Origin of the sequence: Microbacterium sp. JB110 (assembly GCF_003335195.1) — a bacterium.
Taxonomy (GTDB): Bacteria; Actinomycetota; Actinomycetes; order Actinomycetales; family Microbacteriaceae; genus Microbacterium.
Genome location: NZ_QPGM01000008.1, coordinates 1 through 21,296, shown reverse-complemented (window position 1 = coordinate 21,296; position 21,296 = coordinate 1). Strand labels below are relative to the sequence as shown.

The following is a 21,296-nucleotide window of genomic DNA, read 5'->3' as shown; positions in this document are numbered from 1 at the left end:
AGAAGCGCGGATTCGCGCGCGGAGCCGCCGAAGGCGTGCGTTCGACGCGACGCCCCACGTGGGCTCGCGCCCGCGGTCTTCACCGGAGCGGGTGCTTTCACACACTGCGAATGGGGCGACGTCCCTCCGTGCGCCCGGGAATCTCGCCCGCTGCCGCGACGGCTCGACAGTGGCATTCCCACAAATCATTTCCGGATGCCGGTCACCCCCGATCAGGATAAGCATCATGCGCGAAGAAGCGAAGACCATCCGGCTCGAGCTGGGCGCCCGCGACGCGTCGCCTCGAGGGCTGACAGAAGCGGCGACGTTCGCCGAACGCAGCGGCTACGACGGCGTGCAGGCAGCGGAGACGCAGCACGATCCTCTCGTCGGCTGTGCGGTGGCGGGGGCGGCGACAGAGCGCGTGCGGGTGGCCACGGCGATCGCGGTGGCGTTCGCGCGGAACCCGATGACGCTGGCGACCACCGCCAACGACGTGCATCTGGCCGCACGGGGCCGGTTCGCGCTCGGCCTCGGCTCACAGGTGCAGGCGCACATCGAGAAGCGCTTCTCGATGCCGTGGTCCGCGCCCGTGCCGCGCATGCGCGAGTTCGTCGGCGCCGTGCGCGCGATCTGGCACTCGTGGCGGACCGGCGAGCGTCTGAACGTGCGCGGGGAGCACTACAGGCACACCCTGATGACGCCGTTCTTCGATCCTGGACCCAACCCGTTCGGCAATCCGGATATCTGGCTCGCGGCCGTCGGCCCCGGCATGACGGCGCTGGCCGGTGAAGTCGCAGACGGCTTCGTGGCGCACGCGTTCACGACCCGCGAGTACCTCGCCGATGTCTCGCTCCCCCGCCTCGAGTCCGGCGCGCGCTCAGCCGATCGCGACGTTCCGGATGTCGTGCTCCAGCCGTTCGTGATCGCCGGGGCCGACGAGCCCTCACGCGCGAAGCAGGAGGAGACCGTTCGCCAGCAGATCGCGTTCTATGCCTCGACGCCCGCCTATCGCCCCGTGATGGAGCGGCACGGCTGGGAGGACGCCGCCGACCGGCTGCACACCGCATCCCGCCGCGGCGAGTGGGGCGAGATGGCCGCTTCGATCACCGACGAAATGCTCGACGCCTTCTGCGTCTCCGGCGCACCCGGCGACATCCGCGCCCTGCTCACGAATCGCTTCGGCGGGCTCGCCGATACGATCTGCGTGAACGCGCCAGCCGCCCCGGACGAGCTCGCCGCCATCCCCTGACCCATGGCGCCGCCGTGGCCCGCGCCACGCTCGCGAAGTGCCTGGACTTTGTCGAGACGCCCCGTTCTGGTCGCGGTTTCGGACTGGAACGGGGCATCTCGCCGTAGCGAAGCGCGCCGAATCCACCTATGCGTGGGGCCAGGCGGCGAGCGCGGCCTCGAGCCGACGCCGGGTCGCAGCCGGCACCTTCTCGACGAGTTCGAGTGAGGGCTCTCTGCGCGATTTCGAGCGTCCCTGCCACGTGCCCACGGTGACGCCGTCGACGATCACCGCGGGGCGGAACACTCCGTTGCCGCCAGGCACGAGCGCAGTCTGCATCGCTGAGGACGCCGTGAAGGAACGGTCCTGGTAGCCGAGGATCCACTCGTCGAACGCCGGCGCGAAGGTGTCGGTCGGCGCATCCGTCGCGGGTTCGTCGGCGATCCAGGCGGGCCCACCGTCGAGCACGATCTCGGTGAGGTCCGCGGCGGCGATCGCACGCCGCACCTGTGTCTTCGGCAGCTTGAGCCACCAGGCGAGGTCGACCTCGGTCACCGGACCGCGCGCCGTCACGAGCCCCCGGATGATCAAGGGCAGCGGATCAGGAGAGGGCGTCGGTGTGTCCATGGACGGGGCGAGGAGCTGCTCCTCGCCCCGGAACGATCCCCAGTGCCACGTGCCGGAGACGGCGTGGTGGAAGATCAGGTGGTAGCCGCGACCGCCTGCGGTGTCGATTCCCTCGTTCTTCCACACCGCGAGGAGCTCGGCGCGGGTGAGGCCGCCGTCGGAGAGCGCGTCGAGCGCAGCCTCGCCGGAGCGGGCAACGGTGCCGTCGTCGAGACCGAGTTCCGCACGACGGCGCACCGTGGAACGGTGGATGCGCTCGCCGGTCAGCGACAGCAGCGCCGCGAGGTGCGCCGGCGTCGTGGCGAACAGAGTGCCGCGCACCGGCCACGAGCGCACCAGCTCGCCCCGGTCGAACGCGGCGCGCACATCGTCGACGGTCGTGCCAGGTCGCGAACGCATCGCGATCGCCCGCAGCACGGCCGGCAGATCCTGCCCCTGCAGCGCGATCGCGCGGTCGACGACGTCGACTGGCGTGAGCTCGGAGCCGCCGAGCAGCTGCGCGCCCCATCGCGACCGCCTGGCTTCCGACAGGGTCAGCGTCTGCATGGGTTCAGGGTAGGGCACCGGGTGCCGGAGAGCAGGAACTCGGGCCCACCGGTTCAGAGGCCGTCGTGCGCCGACCACCGGCGCGCGGCTTCGTCGGCCGCCTCCGCGATCAGCGCGTCGATCTCGGGGCTTCGTCGCACGGCGAACGACACGTATGCACCCCTGCCTCCCGCGACCGGACGCCCGTACGCCTTCGCCGCGAGCGTGTCGTCCGGCAACAGCCGCACAGTGATCGATTGGAGCTCGGACTCTTCCCCGCGCCTCTCGTCGCGCCAGCGCAGGTGCTCGGGAATCTCCACGTTGAGGGCGAGTGCCTTCACATCGACAGCTGCGTCCATGCTCCGACGCTACCCTCGAAGGATGCCAGACGCGTATCCCGCCACCATCGCGGGGCGCGTGGACCACGAACTCGAGATCAAGCGGTCGCGGTTCCTCACGCACCTGCAGCCGGTCTCATCCGTCGCCGATGCCGACTCGTTCATCGCGACCATCCGCAAGGAGTTCTGGGACGCGCGCCACAACTGCGTGGCGATGGTGACGGGACTCACGGCGGATCAGGCCCGCTCGTCGGATGACGGCGAACCGTCGGGGACGGCCGGCGTCCCCATGCTCGAGGTGCTGCGCCGTCGCGGCCTGACCGACGTCGTCGCGGTCGTCACCCGCTACTTCGGCGGCATCAAGCTCGGGGCGGGCGGGCTCGTCCGCGCATACGGACAGGCGGTCTCAGACGCGCTCGACGAGGCGACGATCGTGCATCGGCGTGCCCTCACACACGTCGCCTTCGACGTCTCGCACGCGGACGCCGGGCGGTACGACAACCAGCTGCGCGCGTGGGCGGGGTCGTATGATGCCGTGCTGGGCGAGACGGAGTACGGAGCGTCCGCTCGGTTGAGTGTCTGGGCCCCGGATGAGGCGCTGCCGCGCCTGCGCGACGACATCGCGGCGTGGTCGTCCGGGTCCGTCGAACCGGAGACAGGCGAGACGCACGTCGTCGACGTGCCGGTCTGACCCGCAACGGCGCCGAGTCGGTCCGGGCGTTCTACAGGGTGAGGATGAACGTCCAGGCGCCGGTGGCGATCGCCGCCGCGATGCTCACCGCGGCGATCACGGCGGCGAGCAGCACCAGCGCGCCGTCGCGGAGGCGCAGCACGGACGGGCGTGCCCACGTGCGGCGCACCTCACGAGGGTCCGCGCCGAAGCCGCGGGCCTCCATCGCGGTGGCCAGGTGCGTGCCTCGCCGAATCGCCAGCACGAACAGCGCGAACGCCATACCGAGGAACCTGCGCAGTCTGCCGTGGTCGGCGACACCGCGGGCGCGCCGCGCGAGCGACATCTCGCGCCAGTCGGAGATCAGCAGCCCGACCAGACGCAGGCCCGCCAGCGCGCCGAGCACGAATCGGGCCGGCAGCTTCACGATCTGACCGAGTGCGTCGGCGAGGTCGGTGGGGTCGGTCGTCGACAGCAGCACGACCGCAGGCAGCGCGATGGCGAGCACACGCAGCAGGATCGCCAGCGCGAGGTCGATCGATCCGTCGCTGATGCGGAGTATGCCCCACTCGACATACATCTGCCCCGCGGGGCGCCCGTAGAGCACGGTCGCCACAGAGGCGACGGCTGCGGCCGCGGCGATCGGCCAGGTTCTGCGCCACACGTCGGCGACGCCGAGCCGGGCGAACGGCAGCACGGCGAGCGTCAGCACGAGGCTCACGCCCGCCGAGACCGGATCGATCGACAGCATCAGTGCGATGCCGAGCATCAGCGTCGCGACGAGCTTCGCCAGCGCATTCACCCCGGCCAGCGGCGAGTGCCGTGCATCGATCATGACCAGACTCACAAGGCGCCTCCCGCACCTGCAGCACTGACCGCATCCGGATGATCGGCACCGGCAGGGTCGAGACGCAGCACGTCGTCGGCGAGTGCCGCCACGAGCGGTTCGTCGTGCGTGACGAGCACCAGTGCCGTTCCCTCGTCGCGCAGCGCGGCGAGCATCGCGACCAGTTCGCGCCAGGTGCGGGCGTCCTGGCCGAAGGTCGGCTCGTCCAGCACGAGCGCCTTCGGCCGCGTGGCAAGAGCGGCGGCGACCGTGAGCCGGCGCTTCTCGCCACCGGAGAGGGTGAAGGGGTTCGCGTCCTGCAGGTGGCGCAGACGCAGCCTGTCGAGCAGCGGCTCCACACGCGCGGCGGTCTCCTCCGGCGAGAGTCCGAGCGCGTGCGGGCCGATCTCGAGCTCGGCGCGCACGGTCGGCGCGATCAGCTGGTGATCTGGCGACTGGAACACGGCGCCGATCCGGGTGAGCAGTTCTCGTGAGGTCCATTCGATGGGCCTGCTCAGGTCGCGCCGGCGCCGCCACCAGCGTGTGCGCTCCGGCAGCTCCCCCGCCAGCGACGGCGCGACGTACGAGCCGTCGGCCGGCGCGATCAGCCCGGCGAGGGCGAGGGCGAGGGTCGACTTCCCCGCGCCGTTCGGGCCCGTCACGGCGAGGGCTCTCCCGGCGCGCACCTGGACGTCGAGCCCGGTCGCGACGATCCCGCCGCCGCGCGCGACCGCCAGCTTCTCTGCCTCAGCGACGACTGTGCCCGGTCCGCCCGTCTCCCGCCGCTTCCTTCCGGCGCCGATGTCGCCTGACCCGTCTTCGGCATCGCGCGAGGTCGGCACCGTGTGCTTGGTGTACCGCGACGGCACCCACACTCCCGCATCCGCCAGCCCGGAGGCGTGCTCGCGGAAGACCTCATCCGGAGAGCCGTCGGCGATCAGGCCGTCCGCGCCGAGCACGATCACACGATCGATGTGGTCGACCCACGCGTCCAGCCGATGCTCGACCACCACCAGTGTCGCGCCGCCGGTCCCGATCGCGCCGAGCACGGCGTCGCGCACCTCCAGAACCCCTGCAGGATCGAGCTGGGCGGTCGGTTCATCGAGCAGCAGCAGTCCCGGACGCATAGCGAGCGCTCCGGCGAGCGCGAGGCGCTGCTTCTGCCCGCCAGACAGTTCGGACGTCGACCGATCCAGCGCGACGTCGAGGCCGACCGCCGCGAGCGCCGGCGGAACGCGGCGCCAGATCTCGTCGCGTTCGACACCGAGGTTCTCGCAGCCGAACGCGACGTCGTCGCCGACACGGGCCAGCACGACCTGGGCATCCGGATCCTGCAGCACGAGCCCGGCGCGGCCCCGTGCCCGCGCCGCTGGCACGCCGTCGATGGTCAGCTCGCCTCGGGCTTCGCCGTCCTCGTCGCCGCCGAGCACGCCCGCGATGGCGCGCAGCAGCGTCGACTTGCCCGAGCCGCTCGCGCCCAGCAGCAGCACGCGCTCCCCTGCGGCGATGTCGAGGCTCAGCTCGCGCGCGGCCCACTCCTCGCGGCCCGCGTGGCGCCAGCCCCAGCTGCGTGCGCTGACCGCGGCCGGCCGCGACAGATCGCTCATCCGGAGCTCCGCCTAGGCGGGCGCACCGCGCCTCGCTCGTCGGTCGCGGCCGGAAGCGAATCGATCGAGCACCCCGGTCGCGGCCAGAGCGCGTTGCAGGGCCCACGACCCGATGCCGGCGATCACGATGCCAGAGACGACCGCGGCGAAGAAGTAGATGGTGCGCGCCTCGACCGCAAGAGCGGCGACCGAGGAGAAGGTCGTGTCGAGGATCGCGACCGACAGCCCGGCGAAGATGCCGGCGCTCAGCGCGCCGAGCAGGCGCCAGTTGCGGTACAGCAGGATCGCGAAGCCGAGTTCGGCGCCGACCCCCTCGATCAGCCCCCAGATGAGGGTCTCGGTCGCCCACTGCGTGCCGAGCGCCATCGATACGACGGCCGCGACGACCTCGGTGTAGAACGCGGCACCCGGCTTGCGGATGATCAGGCCGCCGAGCACGCCGGCGAACAGCCAGCCACCGGCGGTCAGGCCTGACAGTCCCGGTGTGAAGGACAGCACGCTGTCGAAGACGGGCCAGGCCAGCCCCCACAGCCAGAAGATGACACCGGCCGCGACGCCGACGACGCTCGCGACGACGATGTCCACGACGCGCCAGGTGCGGCGAGTGGGCACAGCAGAATTGCTCATCAGGTTTCCTTCCTTCGCTGGCATGACCCAGATCAGGTTCGACGGTCGAAGCGCGGTTCGCTTCCTCTCAGCCCGCTCGGCGAGCTCCCGTGGTTGTCCGCACCAGGATAGAACATCCGGTGCCGCATCTCTCCCCGTGTTACTGCGAGAGTGCGCGCAGGGCGTCGGTCGGCACGGGGAACGGCAGCGCGTAGTACACCTGGTCTGCCGTCATGTCACCCCAGTCGTCCTTCTTCACCCGCACCTGGCGCGGGGTCGCCTCGGCGATGCGCACCCGCAACCACCCACCCGAGTCGAGCCGCATCTCGTACGGGTCTGCGAGGTATCCGATGCCGAGCTCGTCGAGAGTCTCCTCCGCTTCGAACCAGTCGACGACGCCCGTGAGTTCACGCCCGAGCAGGTCGATCACGACGAATCCGTCGTCGGCCGGGCGCATCCAGCCGAGCAGCTCGCCGTCCATGCCGCGCCGATGCTCTATCCACTCCATCGGCCCAGGCTACCGGTGTCATTACAGGCTTCCGCCAGCTGATCCCGCGCGAGGGGCGGTAGCGTAGCCTCGTGCCCACCGACGACGTCAACAACGCCGACGAGACACCGCGCGCCTCGCAGCCCGCCGCGGAGGACTCGAGCGAGCCGGAGCAGCTGCGCGCGATGTCGCTGAGCGACCTCGAGCCCGACACCGATGAGGACGCCGCGCCGCGCAGGATGACCCGCCGCGAGGCCCGCGCCAGGCGCCAGCAGGGCGACGACGACGCAGCGCTTCCCGTCTCGACACGGGTCGGCGGGGCCTTCCGCTCGCGCCGTTCGAAGCGGCACGCTCCGGATGAGAGCGACGCACCGCGCGCGCAGGCTCCGGATGAGGCGACGGCATCGGCCGCGGAGATGCCGCACGAGGCACCGGATGCTCCCGCAGATGACATCGACGACGACACTCGGGCGAATCCGATCGCGACTTCCACGCCCGCTGCCGCGGCCGACGCGGCAGCGTCATCCGGCCAGGCCGACAGCGCCGCGCCTGCCGCGGAAGACGACCTGACCCACGTCGCATCCTCCGAAGCCTCCGAAGCCTCCGGCGCGCGTGACGGCACGTCGCCGTACGAGCCGGAGCCGACCGTCGCCATGCCGGTCGCCGAGGTCTCCACCGTCGCCATGGACGCGACGATGATCGATCCAGCTGGTGCCGCTGCCGACGAACAGCGCGACGAACAGCGCGACGAAGCCCCGAGCGAGAGGCCCGCGCTGGCGTGGGTGAGCACGGCGGACATCGTCGCGAACGATCGCGCCCCGCGCAAGCCGAAGACCGACGGCGAGCCTGAGCCGCTCGTCCGCCAGCGCAGGCGCTCGGCGTGGCCGGTCCTCGCACCGATCCTCACGGCCGTCGTCCTCGCCGGCGTGTACGTCGGTTCATGCGCGGCATGGCCGCTCGACAACGTCACGCCCACCGTGGAGAAGGTCGCCCTTGAGAGCCCGGAGGGCCCGACGCTCGAGCCGCAGTGGCCCGAGGACGGCGGTGCCGCCGTGGCCGCTGTCGGCCACACGGGAGACGTCGCCTCCTCGTCGAGCGACGAACGCCCGATGGCCAGCATCACCAAGCTCGTCTCTGTGCTCATGGTCCTGGACCAGCAGCCGCTCGAATCCGGCGAACAGGGTCCGTCCTATGCCTTCACCTGGGACGACCAGAACGCGTACTGGGGATATGCCTCTCGCGGCGAGTCCCGTCTCGAAGTGCCGGTCGACGGCTCCCTCACGCAGTACCAGATGCTGCAGGGCGTCCTGCTCGGCTCCGCGAACAACTGGATCGACCGGTTGGTGATCGAGACGTTCGGATCGATCGAAGAGTTCGCCGCCCAGGCGCCCGCCTGGCTCGAGGACAACGGCCTCACGTCGATGACGGTCGTGCAGCCTTCCGGCATCGACTGGGACAACACGTCATCACCGGCCGACGTCGCCCGACTCGGCGCCCTCGCGCTGGAGCATCCGGTGGTCGCGGAGATCGTGCAGCAGAAAGAGGTCGAGCTTCCGGGAGCCGGCCTCGTCGAGAACTCCAACCCCCTCATCGATGACGAGGGAGTGGTGGGGCTCAAGACCGGCACCCTGCTGAACAACTCCAACCTCGTCGTCGCGAAGGAAGTCGACTCAGCGGGGGAGACCGTCACGGTCGTCGCCTCCATCCTCGGCCAGCCCGACAACGTCGGCCGCGACATCGTCGCGCGCACCCTGCTCGAAGACGCCACAGCGGCCGTGACCGAATCGACCCTTGTCGTGCCAGGCGAGACGATCGTCGGCTCGGTCACCACGGCGTGGGGCGAGAGTGCTGACCTGGTGACGCCGGAGGACCTGTCCCTCGTGCTGTGGGACGGCGACTCCGCTGAAATCACCACGACCTTCTCGGACGTGCTCGGACGCAGCGCCGGCGATGAGGTCGGAGACGTGAGCGCCTCCGGTTCGTTCGTCGACGCGTCGGTTCGCGTCGACCTGTCGGGCGACATCTCGGGCCCGGAGCTCGGCTGGCGCCTGACCCACCCGCTCGAGCTTCTCGGCCTGAGCTGAGTCCGGTTCCGCCTCGTCAGGCCTCCGACGCCTCGACCACAGACACCTCGCCGGTCGCCGGAGGAGCCTCCTCCGCGTCGATGTCGACCGCCGCGTGCTCGAACTGGCTCTGGTACAGCCGCCAGTACGCGCCGCGCCGTGTGATCAGCTCATCGTGGCTGCCCTGTTCGACGATCGACCCGTGCTCCATCACCAGGATCAGGTCGGCGTCGCGGATCGTCGAGAGACGGTGCGCGATCACGAACGAAGTGCGCCCCTTCCGCAGCGCGGCCATCGCCTGCTGCAGCAGCAGCTCGGTGCGGGTGTCGACGGAGCTGGTGGCCTCATCGAGAATCAGCACCTGCGGACGGCGCAGGAACGCGCGGGCGATCGTGATCAGCTGACGCTCACCAGCCGACACGTTCGCAGCGTCCTCCTCGAGCACAGTGTCATAACCATCAGGCAGCGAATGCACGAACCGGTCGACGTACGTCGCCTCCGCGGCCTCGAGGATCTCCTCGTCTGTCGCGTTCTCGTTGCCGTATCGGATGTTGTCGCGGATCGTGCCGGCGAACAGCCACGGATCCTGCAGCACCATGCCTGTGCGCGAGCGCAGGTCTCCGCGCGCCATCTCGCCGATGCTCTGCCCGTCGAGCAGGATGGCTCCCCCGTCGAGATCGTAGAAGCGCATCAGCAGATTCACGAGCGTCGTCTTTCCCGCCCCCGTGGGGCCGACGATCGCAACAGTCTCACCCGGTTCCACTCGGAAGGAGAGATCGTCGATGAGCGGCTGCTCCGGTGTGTACGAGAAGCTCACGTTTCGGAACTCGATCACGCCCGCGCCGCCAGCCGGCGCCGTCGGTGCGTCATCATCATCCGGGTCCTGCTCGTCCTGATCGAGCAGGTCGAACACCCGCTCGGCCGACGCGGTTCCCGACTGCACGACGGGGAGCATGCCGCCGAGCTCGGTGAGCGGCTGTGTGAACTGCTGGGAGTACTGCACGAACGCCTGCACGTCGCCGATGCGGATCTGACCGCTGGCGACCATGAGCCCGCCGAGGACGGCGATGCCCGCGTAGGTGAGGTAGCCGACGAACTGCATCGACGGCATCATCACGCCCGAGAGGAACTGCGCCTTGAACGATGCCTGGTACAGCTCTTCGTTCTCCTCGCGGAAGGCGTCGGAGATCTCCTTCTCGCGACCGAACACCTTCACGAGCGCGTGACCGGAGAACGACTCCTCGACGCGCGAGTTGAGTCGGCCGACCTTGCGCCACTGCATCTGGAAGGCCTTCTGCGACTTCGGCCCGATGACGCCCATGATGATGCCGATCAGCGGCAGCGATACGAGCGCCACGAGCGCCAGCTGCCACGAGATCGAGAACATCATGCCGACCACGCCGACCACCATCAGCAGCGACGTGATCGCACCCGACAGCGACTGCTGCAGCGTCTGCGTCATGTTGTCGACGTCGTTGGTGACCCGGCTGATCAGCTCTCCGCGCTGCACCTTGTCGAAGTAGCGCAGCGGAAGCCTGTTGATCTTCTGCTCGATCTGTTCGCGCAGGCGCCACATGGTGCGCACCATGACGACGTTGATGATGTAGCCCTGCACCCACTGCAGCAGCGAACCGACGACGTAGACGAGAATCGCCCAGATGACGACGGTGCGCAGCGCCTCGAAGTCGACACCGGCGCCCGGCGCGAAGTTCTGCATCGCGCCGACCATGTTGGCGTAGTCGTGCTGGCCAGCGCTTTCGAGCGCGGCCACGACCTCCTCCTGCGAGAGGCCGGCGAACTGGTCGGCGACCATCAGCGAGATGACGCCCTCGAACACGACGTTGGTGGCTTCGCCGAGGATCTTCGGGCCGGCGACGGACAGAACGACACCGATCGCGCCCAGCAGCGTCGCGAGGCCGAACACCCACGCGTGCGGCCCCAGCAGCCCGAGGAACCGACGGAAGCTGGGCCAGAAGTTCTTCGGTTTGCCGCCCATGGCGCCTGGCTCTCCGGCGCCCGCGGCGATCATCGCCTCCTGCGCCTGGCGCTCCTCTTCGCTGACGGCGAGGGAGTCCGTCGCCGATGCATTGTCGCTCATGCGCTGGTCTCCGTCGCTCCGAGCTGAGATTCGACGATCTCACGGTAGGTGTCGCTGGTCTCCAGAAGCTCCTCGTGGGTGCCGACCCCGACTGCCCTGCCGTCATCGAGCACCAGGATGCGATCGGCATCGGTGATGGTCGACACGCGCTGCGCGACCACGATCTTCGTCACGCCTGGCAGCTCCCGCCACAGTGCCTGCCGCAGGCGGGCATCTGTGGTGAGGTCGAGGGCTGAGAAGGAGTCGTCGAACACGAGCATGTCCGGGCGGCGCACAATCGCCCTGGCGATCGCCAGGCGCTGCCGTTGGCCGCCCGAGACGTTGGTGCCGCCCTGCGAGATCGGAGTGTCGAGCCCTTCGGGCTTCTCCCGCACGAAATCGGCGGCCTGAGCGATCTCGAGCGCTTCCCACAGCTCGTCGTCTGTGGCGCCGTCACGCCCGAAGCGCAGATTCGACCTCACCGTTCCGGAGAACAGGAACGGCCGCTGCGGCACGAGTCCGATCCCGCTCCACAGCGTGTCGAGGTCGGCCTCGCGCACGTCGACCCCGTGCACCGAGACGGTGCCGCCCGTTGCGTCGAACAGACGAGGGATGAGCGAGACGAGCGTGGTCTTTCCGGCTCCGGTCGAACCGATGATCGCCACCGTCTCGCCCGGCTCGGCACGGAAGGAGATGCCGGAGAGAATGGGCTGGTCGGCACCGGGGTAGGTGAACTCGACGTCGTCGAAGACGACCTGGCCCGGCCTGGTCATCTCGGTGACGGGGTTCTGCGGCGGAACGAGAGTGGTCTCGGCATCGAGCACTTCGCCGATGCGATCCGCGGAGACAGCGGCACGCGGAATCATGATCGCCATGAAGCTCGCCATCATGACGCCGCCGAGGATCATCCCCACGTACTGCATGAAGGCGAAGATCGTGCCGATCTGAGCGTTCCCCTCATTGACCTCGATGCCGCCGAACCACACGACGGCGACGATCGTGAGGTTCATCACGAGCATGACGAGCGGGAACAGCAGCACGAACATCGAACCGACGTTGCGGCCGACGACGTAGATGTCCGTGTTGGCCTTGCGGAACCGCTTCTCCTCGATCGTCTCTCGCACGAACGCTCGCACGACCCGCACGCCGGTGAGCTGCTCGCGCATGACGCGGTTCACCGCGTCGATCCGGGTCTGGTAGCGCCGGAACAGCGGGACCATGCGTGCGATCACGGCGGCCGCCAGAACGAGCAGCACGGGGATGGACACACCGAGGATCCAACTCAGCCCGACGTCCTGGCGCAGCGCCATGATGATGCCGCCGATCGCCATCATCGGCGCCATGACGAGCATCGTCGCGCTCATCACGCCGAGCATCTGCACCTGCTGCACGTCGTTCGTGTTGCGGGTGATCAGCGAGCCGGAGCCGAAGCGCGACACCTCGCGCTCGCTGAAGGTCGAGACCCGCTGGAAGACGTCGTTGCGGATGTCGCGCCCCAGGCTCATCGCGGACTTCGCGGCACAGAACGTCGCGACGATCGCCGCGAGGATCTGCCCGAGCGCCACGAGCAGCATGATCGACCCCCTGCGCAGGATGTACCCGGTGTCGCCGACGGCGACTCCGTGGTCGATGATGTCGGCGTTGAGGGTCGGCAGGAAGAGCGCAGCAAGCGCCGATGCGAACTGAAACACAAGGACACCGACCAGCAGCGGCCAGTAGCGCCCGAGATAGCGGGCAAGCAGTTTGATGAGCACGGATGTTCCCCGATGGTGAGCGCGGCCCCAACGATGGCCGCCGAAATCACTTTGGCACGAACCTCCGACGTTCGGGAGCCTGCCGAACGCTTGTACGCTCATGGCGAAGAAGATTCCCGGATCAGAGGCGAAATCTCGGGGTGATTCCGCACTCAGTCCGGAATCACGCGGCTACCGCCCGGTCTCCTCCGCGATCTGCTCGAGCGACCCGATCGGGTCCTCGCCGAGCACCTGGAGCGAGACATGGTCGGCTCCCGCGTCGAGATGCTCGCGCGCGCCTGCGACCGCAGCGGCCGCCGTCGGGTTCGCCGCCACCTTGTCGATGACGGCGTCCGAACCGCCCGAGGCGATGTCATCCGGATCGATGCCGAAGCGCACCAGTGCGCCGACGTAGTTGCGCAGACCGAAGTAGCCCTTGAGGTAGCTGCGCGCGATCGCGCGGGCCTCGTCGCGGTCGGCGTTCACGACGACCTTCAGCTCCGGCGCGAGCAGCGCGTCTCCGAGCACGGTGCGCGCGTGCGCGGTGTGCGCCGGAACGGTGAGGTACGGGTGAGCGCCGAGGGTGCGCTCCGCGGAGAACGCGAGGGTCTTGTCCCCGAGCGCCGCCAGCAGCATCTGCTCCTTCTGCAGTCCCTCCGTCTCGAGCACCGATACGTACTCGCGCATCGCCGACAGCGGCTTCACCCGCTCGGGCGTCGCCTCCCGGTGACCCGATCCGATGCCGAGCACGAAGCGCCCAGGATGCCGCTCCTCGATGCGGCGGAACGATGCGGCGACATCGGTCGCGGCGTCCTTCCAGATGTTCACGATTCCCGTCGCGACCGTGAGGGTCTCCGTCGCGTCGAGGATGCGCTCGACCGCTTCCAGATCACCGGACGGCGAGCCGCCCACCCACAGTGCGCCGAAGCCGAGCCGCTCCGTCGCCTGCGCGAAGGCATCATCGATGCCGGTGACCCCGCGCCACACGCCGTACGTTCCGAAGTCCTGCGTGGTCGTCATCCGTCGCTCCCTCATGTCTCCGGTCCTCCCCCTCAGCCTCAACGCGCCGGAAGGGCTGCTATTCCGGCTCGGGCGCTGCGGTGCTCACCACAGCGGCGCGGTCGGTCGGTGCGCGAACGCCTCCGCCACGAGTTCCTGCGACACCTCCGCCAGCGTCGCCGGCGTCCAGTCGGGCCGGAAGTCCTTGTCGACGACCTGGGCTCTGATGCCCTCGGACAAGTCGGTCCGGCTGCTCACGAACCACGACACCAGGCCGTACTCCTGTGCGAGCGCGTCGCGCAGAGTCGACATCCCACGGGCCCTCCTGATGGCCTCGAGCGTCACCTTCAGTGCAAGAGGCGCGCGTGCCGAGAGCGCCTCGAGTGCTGCTTCCGGCCGCGGTCCGCCGATCCTTCGCAGCCGCTCGACGATCTCCTCGACCGTGTCCGCGGCGAAGGCGTCATCGATCCACTCGTGCTCCCTCGCCAGCCGTGACGACTCTGGCGTCTCATCGAACAGCATGATCAGCTCGGCCGGCGTCTGCGGGTCGGCGCGGGTCTCGAAGGCGTCGACGAGGTCGCCGACGCGCTCTGACGGCACGAAGAAGTCGGCGAACCCGCAGTGCAGCGCGTCTGCGGCGTCCATCGTGTCGCTGGTGAGCGCCAGGTACTCGCCGAGCCGGCCGGGCGCGCGGGAGAGCAGCCATGAGCCACCGGCATCCGGGGTGAAACCGAGACGCGTCTCCGGCATCGCCAGCTGCGAGGTCTCGGTGACCACGCGCACGGCCGCATGGCCGGACACACCGATGCCGCCGCCCATCGTGACCCCGTGCATCACGGCGACGATCGGCTTGGCGAACTCACCGATGAGGGCATTGGTCGCATATTCGGTGCGGAAGAATGCGTCGGCAGCCTCGGTCTCTCCGTCGACGAGCACCCGGTGCAGCGCGCGCACGTCGGCGCCGGCGCACAGCCCCCGCTCGCCCTCTCCCGTCAGCAGGACGAGCCCGACATCCGGATCCGTCCGCCACGTGCCCAGCGCTCCGCTCACCTGCTCGATCATGGCCGGGGTGAGCGCGTTGATCGCCCGCGGCCGGTTCAGGATGATGCGTCCCAGCCCGCCTGACGAGGAGAGCAGGACCTGATCGCTGGGCTCGGATGCTGTCACGCCTGCCACGTTAGTGCGTCCGGATCAGCCAGAGTCGCTCACGCCGGATCCGTTCCTTCGTGACGGAAGTGTTTCCCCGTGTGACTTCACATTTCGCAAGAGAGTGGGCCCTTGCGCCGGCCGGCCGTACGTTGGCAGACAGCCATTCATCGAGGGGGCGCTATGACCATCCAGCAGCCGACGACCGTTCGCGGCGCTCGTACGCGCACGGCCCGCAAACCGACCAAACCGCACGGGCAGTGGAAGGTCGACGGCACAGAGCCCCTGAACGGCAACGAGGAGTTCAAGCTCGAAGACAACGGTCTCAACGTGCGCGAGCGCATCGAGAACGAGTATGCCGAAGGCGGCTTCGCCTCGATCGATCCGACCGACCTGCACGGCCGGTTCCGCTGGTGGGGCCTGTACACGCAGCGCAAGCCGGGCATCGACGGCGGGCGCACGGCTCAGCTCGAGCCGCACGAGCTCGAAGACGAGTACTTCATGCTCAGGGTCCGCATCGACGGCGGCCGGCTCAGCACCGAACAGCTGCGGGTGATCGGCGAGATCTCCACCGAGTTCGCCCGCGGCTCCGCCGACCTGACCGACCGGCAGAACGTGCAGCTGCACTGGGTGCGCGTCGAAGACGTGCCGGAGATCTGGCGGCGACTGGAGGCCGTGGGGCTGAGCACCACCGAGGCCTGCGGCGACGTGCCGCGCGTCATCCTCGGCTCTCCCGTTGCGGGCATCGCAGCGGACGAGCTGATCGACCCGACGCCGCAGATCGACGAGATCGCTGAGCGATTCATCGGCGACGAGTCGCTGTCGAACCTGCCCCGCAAGTACAAGACCGCGATCACCGGCCACCCCAGCCAGGACGTCGTGCACGAGATCAACGACTGCGCCTTCGTCGCCGTCGAGCATCCCGAGCTCGGCATCGGATACGACCTGTGGGTCGCCGGCGCCCTGTCGACCGTGCCGCGCCTGGGCGAGCGGGTCGGCACCTTCGTCGCCCCGGAGCGCGTCGCCGAAGTCTGGCACGGCGTCACCAGGGTGTTCCGCGACTACGGCTACCGCCGGCTGCGCAACAAGGCGCGGATGAAGTTCCTGCTCGCCGACTGGGGCGTCGAGCGCTTCCGCGAGGTGCTCGAGACCGAGTACCTCGACGCGCCCCTTCCCGACGGTCCGGCCGCACCGCGCCCCCGCGGCCTCGGCGACCACGTCGGCGTTCACAAGCAGAAGGACGGCCGATTCTTCGTGGGGGCGGCTCCGACCGTCGGCCGCGTCTCCGGTGAGATGCTCACCGCGCTCGCGGACCTCGCCGAAGCGCACGGCTCGCGCCGAGTGCGCACCACGCCGTACCAGAAGCTGCTCGTGCTCGACGTCGCAGAGGACGAGGTCGAGCCCCTGATCGCCGGGCTGGACGGACTCGGGCTGGCGGCCAGGCCCAGCCTGTTCCGCCGGGGCACCATCGCCTGCACGGGCATCGAGTACTGCAAGCTCGCCATCGTCGAGACGAAGATCAACGCGGCCGACGCCATCGCACAGCTCGAGGAGCGGCTCGGCGAACTCGAACCCGAGATCGGCCAGCCGATCACACTGCACGTGAACGGATGCCCCAATTCCTGCGCGCGGATCCAGATCGCTGACATCGGGTTGAAGGGCCAGCTGATCACGAACTCCGCCGGCGAGCAGGTGCCCGGCTTCCAGGTGCACCTCGGCGGAGGCCTCGCCTCGCCTGACCGCGAGGAAGCCGGTCTCGGCCGAACCGTGCGCGGCCTCAAAGTGGAGGCTTCCGGCATCGCCGACTACGCCGAGCGCGTCATCCGGCGCTACCTCGACGACCGCGCGGACGGCGAGACCTTCGCGAAGTGGGCGCACGACGCAGAAGAGGAGGCCCTGCAGTGAGCGTTCCCGTCACGATCGGCACCGCACGCCGCTCGGCCGACGAGCTGCGCGACCTCGTCGCACGCGGCACGAGGCAGCTGCGCAGCGGCCAGGACGACGAGGCGACACCGGATGAGATCCTCGCGTGGGTCGCGGAGAACTTCCGCACCCGCGACGTCGCCGTGGCCAGCTCCATGGCCAACGGCGCACTCGCACACCTCGCCTCGCAGCAGCTCCCCGGCGTCGACGTGCTGTTCCTCGACACCGGCTACCACTTCGCCGAGACGCTGTTCACCCGCGATGAGGTGGCGCGCGAGGTCGATGTCAACGTGATCGACGTCGCCCCGGCCCAGACGGTCGCCCAGCAGGATGCCGAGCACGGCGCAGAGCTGTTCGCCCGCGATCCCGGACAGTGCTGCGCGATGCGCAAGGTCGAGCCCATGCGCCTCGCCCTCGGCGGCTACGAGGTGTGGCTGGCCGGCGTCCGCCGCGAGGAGACCGACCACCGCACGCACACACCGCTGATCAGTTGGGACGAGCGCAATCAGCTGGTGAAGGTGCACCCGATCGCCGGCTGGACCTTCGACGACCTCATCGAGTACGCGTCAGCGCACGACGTGCCCGTCAACCCGCTGATCGCGAACGGGTACCCGTCGATCGGCTGCGCCCCGTGCACGAAGCCGGTCGCTGCAGGCGACGACCCCCGCTCCGGCCGCTGGGCCGGTCTGGCCAAGACAGAGTGCGGGCTGCACCTATGAGCATTGCTGCGGATCTCATCGAAGCGGGCCCGGATGTCGCGGAGCCGCGGCAGGAACCGGATGCGTCGCGCGCACCAGGCAGGGTCACGCTCGTCGGAGCAGGCCCAGGAGACGCGGGCCTGCTCACGCTGCGCGGGCTGCGCGCCCTGGAGCGCGCCGACGTGATCGTCGCCGACCGGCTCGGGGCGCGTGCGGTGCTCGCCCAGCTCGCCGCAGAGGGCATCGTCCTGGCTGCCGAGATCATCGACGTCGGCAAACTGCCCGGTCTGCACCGGGTGCCGCAGGACGACATCAACGCTCTGCTCGTCGAGCTCGCCTCCGCCGGGCGGAACGTGGTGCGCCTCAAGGGCGGCGATCCGTTCGTGTTCGGCCGCGGTCGCGAAGAGCAGCTGCACTGCGAGGCCGCGGGCATCGTCGTCGACGTCGTCGCAGGCGTCACCAGCGCCGTCTCGGTTCCGGCCGTCGCGGGCATCCCGCTCACCCATCGCGGCGTCGCCGCGGGGTTCACCGTGGTCAGTGCGCACGATCAGATCGAGGAGGTGCCTGGCGGCACCGACCACACGGTCGTGATGCTGATGGGCATCGGCACGCTAGCCCATTCCGCGCACGTGCTGGCCGCAGGCGATCGCGGCGCCGACTGCCCCGTCGCCATCGTCGAGGACGGTTTCGGCCCGGGCGAACGCGTCACGATCGGCACCCTCGCAACGATCGCACACCTCGCGGCCGCGCAGTCGGTGCGCTCCCCCGCCGTCGTCGTGGTCGGCGACGTCGTCTCGCTCAGCCCGCACGCAGCAGCTGCAGCACCCGACGCACGCGTTCTTCCCTCGCTCGTCTCCTGAAAGGCCCTCAACGCCATGACCTCTCTGTCCCTCCGCGTCGCGATCGTCGGCGCAGGACCCGCCGGAATCTACGCAGGCAACCTGCTGGCCGGCGCAGTCGCGGACCGCGGCGGCGATATCCAGATCGACCTGTTCGAGTCGCTCCCCGCGCCCTACGGCCTGATCCGCTACGGCGTGGCGCCCGACCACCCGCGCATCAAGGGCATCGTCAACTCTCTGCACGAGATGCTGAACGGCGACGACGAGGCAGGACGCATCATCCGGTTCATCGGCAACGTCGAGGTCGGCCGTGACATCGCGCTCGACGAGCTGCACGAGCGCTACCACGCGGTGATCCTGGCAACGGGCGCCCTGCGCGACGCGGCGCTCGACGTGCCAGGCGTCGAACTGCCAGGCTCGTACGGGGCGGCGGACTTCGTGGCCTGGTACGACGGTCATCCGGATGTCCCCAGGACGTGGCCGCTCGAGGCGCAGTCGGTCGCGGTGATCGGCAACGGCAACGTCGCGCTCGACGTGGCGCGCGTGCTCGCCAAGCACGCCGAGGACTTCCGCTCGACAGAGGTGCCGGACAATGTGCTGGCCGGCCTGGATTCTTCTGCCGTCACGGACGTGCACGTGTTCGGTCGGCGGGGACCTGCCGACATCAAGTTCACGCCGATCGAGCTGCGGGAGCTGGGCGAACTGCGTGATGTCGACGTCGTGCTGCACGACGAGGACTTCGACGGCGTCGACCCGGCCGCCGCGCCGAACAACCAGGTCAAGATCATGCTGCGCACGCTGAACAAGTGGCGCGAGCAGCCCGCAGGCGGGGCCTCTCGGCGGCTCCACCTGCACTTCTGGCACTCGCCCGTGGAGCTCTCGGGCTCCGACCGGGTCGAGTCCCTGCGGTTCGCCCGCACGGCACCCGGCCCCGACGGCACAGTCGTTCCGACCGGCGAGGAGCGCGAATACGAGGTGCAGGCCGTGTACCGCGCCGTCGGCTACTACGGCACGCGGGTCTCCGGCGCCGACTTCGACACCGGCCGTGGCGTCGTGCCGAACGACGAGGGGCGCGTCGCGGGCGAGAGCGGACTGTACGCGACCGGATGGATCAAGCGCGGCCCCGTCGGTCTGATCGGACACACCAAGTCCGACGCGCTCGAGACGATCGGCCACCTGGTGGCCGACGCCGAGTCGGGCGCTCTGAGCGAACCCTCCGTGCACGGCGACGTGCTCGAGCTGCTGGAAGAGCGCGAGACCGAATACACCACGTGGGACGGCTGGCTGGCGCTCGATGCCCACGAGCGCGCCCTCGGCGAGGGCCACGAGCACACGCGCGAACGGGTGAAGGTCGTGCCGCGCGACGAGCAGGTCGCCGCCTCGCGGAGCGGGGCTCTGGTGCCGTGACGTATGTGATCGCCCTCCCCTGCGTGGATGTCAAAGACCGTGCGTGCATCGATGAGTGCCCGGTCGACTGCATCTACGAGGGGGAGCGCAGCCTGTACATCCATCCGGACGAGTGCGTCGACTGCGGTGCCTGCGAACCGGTGTGCCCGGTCGAGGCGATCTACTACGAGGACGACCTGCCTGACGAGTGGCAGGACTACTACACCGCGAACGTCGAGTTCTTCGACGACGTGGGCTCGCCGGGAGGCGCGGCCAAGGTCGGCGTGATCGAGAAGGATCATCCGGTCATCTCCGCCCTGCCGCCGCAGGCCGAGTGAGGGCAGGCGGGGCCCGCATCAGAGCGGCGATCGCCGCGGACCCGCCCGTTCGGGCGCGCTGAACGGAACACGTTCGTGATTTTTCGCGGTTATCCGCCAAGATGGAGAGGATAGACGACGCGAAGGAGGCCGCATGGCCGACGGCAAGGTGCTCGAGTTCTCGGGCGTGACGAAGGTCTTCGGCGACGTTTCCGCTGTGTCCGACCTGACGGCGAGGGTGGAGCCCGGTGTGGTGACGGCCGTACTCGGCCCGAACGGCGCGGGCAAGACGACGTCGCTGCGGATTCTGCTCGGCGAGATCCGACCGTCGTCAGGCAAAGCCACCATCGGCGGGTCGACGTACTCGTCGATCTCCCATCCGGCACGCACCGTCGGCGCCGTGCTCGAGACGCCCACGTTCAAACAGCGCCGCACCGCCACGCGCCAGCTCACGTCGGTTGCCAAGTCGAATGGGATCCCGCTGCCCCGCGTGCGCGAGGTGCTCGACCTGGTCGGCCTGAGCGACGTGGCCGACATGCGCATCGCCAGCTACTCGCTCGGCATGCGCCAGCGCCTCAGCATCGCGCAGGCGCTGCTGGGCGACCCCGGTATGCTCGTCTTCGATGAGCCGGTCAACGGCATGGACCCCGAGGGCATCAGGTGGATGCGCCTGCTGATGCGCCGCCTCGCCGACGAGGGCCGCACCGTATTGATGTCGTCGCACCTGCTCAGCGAAGTGCAGCAGATCGCGGACCGCATCCTGATCGTCTCGAACGGCAAGCTCGTCTTCTCCGGCAACATCGAGGACCTCGCCGACGTCGATCCGATCGTCGTGGTCGACTCCCCCGACCGCGAGAAGCTGTCGCGCGTGCTGCGCGAGGGCGGCTACGAGTTCGAGGTGCTGCGCAGCGGCGTGAACGTGCGCGACGCACGGGCGCGCGACCTGGGCAAGAGCGCCGCCGAAGCGGGGATCGCCCTGTCGGTGCTGCATCAGCGCGGCGCCAGCCTCGAAGACGTCTTCCTCGACCTCGTCAACGGCCGCCCCACCCGCCAGACGGCCGCGCTTCCGTCGCGGGAAGCGGAAGAGACCGCGGCTGATGCACCGGCTGCCGCCGTGCCGGATGCTGCGGAGGACGGCCGGACGCAGGCAGCGGAATCGGGGGACGCGATCGTCGACGGTGGCCGTCACGTCGAGGAAGGTGAGCTCGTCGGCGCCCTG

19 protein-coding genes and 1 riboswitch are annotated in these 21,296 nt (G+C 69.5%); of the genes, 9 read left to right on the top strand and 10 right to left on the bottom strand.

What is annotated here, in order from left to right; translation table 11 throughout:
* Positions 1-226: 226 nt before the first annotated feature.
* Positions 227-1,231, top strand: coding sequence for a TIGR03617 family F420-dependent LLM class oxidoreductase (locus CIK77_RS13595; protein ID WP_087055107.1), 1,005 nt, complete (start codon positions 227-229; stop codon positions 1,229-1,231).
* A 126-nt stretch (positions 1,232-1,357) separates the two neighbouring features.
* On the opposite strand, the gene CIK77_RS13590 is transcribed toward CIK77_RS13595, so the two are convergent.
* Both CIK77_RS13590 and CIK77_RS13585 read right to left on the bottom strand, forming a co-directional pair.
* Positions 1,358-2,383, bottom strand: a complete 1,026-nt coding sequence (locus CIK77_RS13590; RefSeq protein ID WP_087055108.1) for a DNA glycosylase AlkZ-like family protein — start codon at positions 2,381-2,383, stop codon at positions 1,358-1,360.
* 53 nt (positions 2,384-2,436) lie between these two features.
* Complete coding sequence (locus tag CIK77_RS13585; RefSeq protein ID WP_087055109.1) at positions 2,437-2,721, bottom strand: hypothetical protein; 285 nt, start codon at positions 2,719-2,721, stop codon at positions 2,437-2,439.
* Positions 2,722-2,743: 22 nt separating this feature from the next.
* Between CIK77_RS13585 and CIK77_RS13580 the strand changes: the two genes are divergently transcribed.
* A complete protein-coding gene (locus CIK77_RS13580; protein WP_087055110.1) occupies positions 2,744-3,391 on the top strand; it encodes a YigZ family protein in 648 nt (215 codons plus the stop codon).
* 31 nt (positions 3,392-3,422) lie between these two features.
* On the opposite strand, the gene CIK77_RS13575 is transcribed toward CIK77_RS13580, so the two are convergent.
* The 4 genes from CIK77_RS13575 to CIK77_RS13560 form a co-directional block, all read right to left on the bottom strand.
* Entirely contained in the window at positions 3,423-4,205 is a 783-nt protein-coding gene (locus CIK77_RS13575) for an energy-coupling factor transporter transmembrane component T family protein (protein ID WP_087055246.1), read from the bottom strand.
* Positions 4,206-4,213: 8 nt separating this feature from the next.
* On the bottom strand, positions 4,214-5,803 hold the full coding sequence (locus CIK77_RS13570) for an ABC transporter ATP-binding protein (RefSeq protein WP_087055111.1): 1,590 nt from the start codon (positions 5,801-5,803) through the stop codon (positions 4,214-4,216).
* Positions 5,804-5,815: 12 nt separating this feature from the next.
* Entirely contained in the window at positions 5,816-6,430 is a 615-nt protein-coding gene (locus CIK77_RS13565) for an ECF transporter S component (RefSeq protein WP_087055112.1), read from the bottom strand.
* A riboswitch (TPP riboswitch) is annotated at positions 6,423-6,531 on the bottom strand. Its footprint overlaps the gene before it by 8 nt.
* 38 nt (positions 6,532-6,569) lie before the next feature.
* Positions 6,570-6,917 (bottom strand): hypothetical protein, encoded by a 348-nt coding sequence (locus tag CIK77_RS13560; protein WP_087055113.1) that lies wholly within the window; start codon positions 6,915-6,917, stop codon positions 6,570-6,572.
* Between the two features lie 71 nt (positions 6,918-6,988).
* Between CIK77_RS13560 and CIK77_RS13555 the strand changes: the two genes are divergently transcribed.
* A complete protein-coding gene (locus CIK77_RS13555; RefSeq protein ID WP_087055114.1) occupies positions 6,989-8,980 on the top strand; it encodes a hypothetical protein in 1,992 nt (663 codons plus the stop codon).
* 16 nt (positions 8,981-8,996) lie between these two features.
* On the opposite strand, the gene CIK77_RS13550 is transcribed toward CIK77_RS13555, so the two are convergent.
* The 4 genes from CIK77_RS13550 to CIK77_RS13535 all read right to left on the bottom strand — a co-directional run bounded on the left by CIK77_RS13550 (position 8,997) and on the right by CIK77_RS13535 (position 14,935).
* Positions 8,997-11,057 (bottom strand): ABC transporter ATP-binding protein, encoded by a 2,061-nt coding sequence (locus CIK77_RS13550; RefSeq protein WP_087055115.1) that lies wholly within the window; start codon positions 11,055-11,057, stop codon positions 8,997-8,999.
* On the bottom strand, positions 11,054-12,790 hold the full coding sequence (locus tag CIK77_RS13545) for an ABC transporter ATP-binding protein (protein ID WP_087055116.1): 1,737 nt from the start codon (positions 12,788-12,790) through the stop codon (positions 11,054-11,056). The genes CIK77_RS13550 and CIK77_RS13545 overlap by 4 nt, the downstream gene beginning before the upstream one ends.
* Before the next feature lie 171 nt (positions 12,791-12,961).
* Positions 12,962-13,789, bottom strand: coding sequence for a TIGR03620 family F420-dependent LLM class oxidoreductase (locus tag CIK77_RS13540; RefSeq protein WP_087055117.1), 828 nt, complete (start codon positions 13,787-13,789; stop codon positions 12,962-12,964).
* 84 nt (positions 13,790-13,873) lie between these two features.
* The gene (locus CIK77_RS13535; RefSeq protein WP_087055247.1) at positions 13,874-14,935 is read right to left on the bottom strand and encodes an enoyl-CoA hydratase/isomerase family protein; all 1,062 of its coding nucleotides are present in this window, start codon (positions 14,933-14,935) and stop codon (positions 13,874-13,876) included.
* A 162-nt stretch (positions 14,936-15,097) separates the two neighbouring features.
* Here CIK77_RS13535 and CIK77_RS13530 point away from each other — a divergent pair, with 162 nt between their 5' ends.
* From CIK77_RS13530 to CIK77_RS13505, 6 genes are all read left to right on the top strand, one after another.
* Complete coding sequence (locus CIK77_RS13530; RefSeq protein WP_087055118.1) at positions 15,098-16,819, top strand: nitrite/sulfite reductase; 1,722 nt, start codon at positions 15,098-15,100, stop codon at positions 16,817-16,819.
* Positions 16,816-17,556, top strand: a complete 741-nt coding sequence (locus CIK77_RS13525; protein ID WP_249268600.1) for a phosphoadenylyl-sulfate reductase — start codon at positions 16,816-16,818, stop codon at positions 17,554-17,556. Before CIK77_RS13530 ends, CIK77_RS13525 begins: the two co-directional genes overlap by 4 nt.
* Positions 17,553-18,395, top strand: a complete 843-nt coding sequence (gene cobA, locus CIK77_RS13520) for a uroporphyrinogen-III C-methyltransferase (RefSeq protein WP_087055119.1) — start codon at positions 17,553-17,555, stop codon at positions 18,393-18,395. The genes CIK77_RS13525 and cobA overlap by 4 nt, the downstream gene beginning before the upstream one ends.
* A gap of 15 nt (positions 18,396-18,410) precedes the next feature.
* Entirely contained in the window at positions 18,411-19,781 is a 1,371-nt protein-coding gene (locus tag CIK77_RS13515; protein WP_087055120.1) for an FAD-dependent oxidoreductase, read from the top strand.
* Positions 19,778-20,098 carry a ferredoxin gene (gene fdxA, locus CIK77_RS13510; RefSeq protein ID WP_087055121.1) on the top strand — a complete coding sequence of 107 codons (321 nt, stop codon included), beginning with the start codon at positions 19,778-19,780 and terminating at the stop codon, positions 20,096-20,098. Before CIK77_RS13515 ends, fdxA begins: the two co-directional genes overlap by 4 nt.
* 133 nt (positions 20,099-20,231) lie before the next feature.
* Positions 20,232-21,296: ABC transporter ATP-binding protein (locus CIK77_RS13505; protein WP_114347267.1), on the top strand; the 1,065-nt coding region annotated here is incomplete at its 3' end.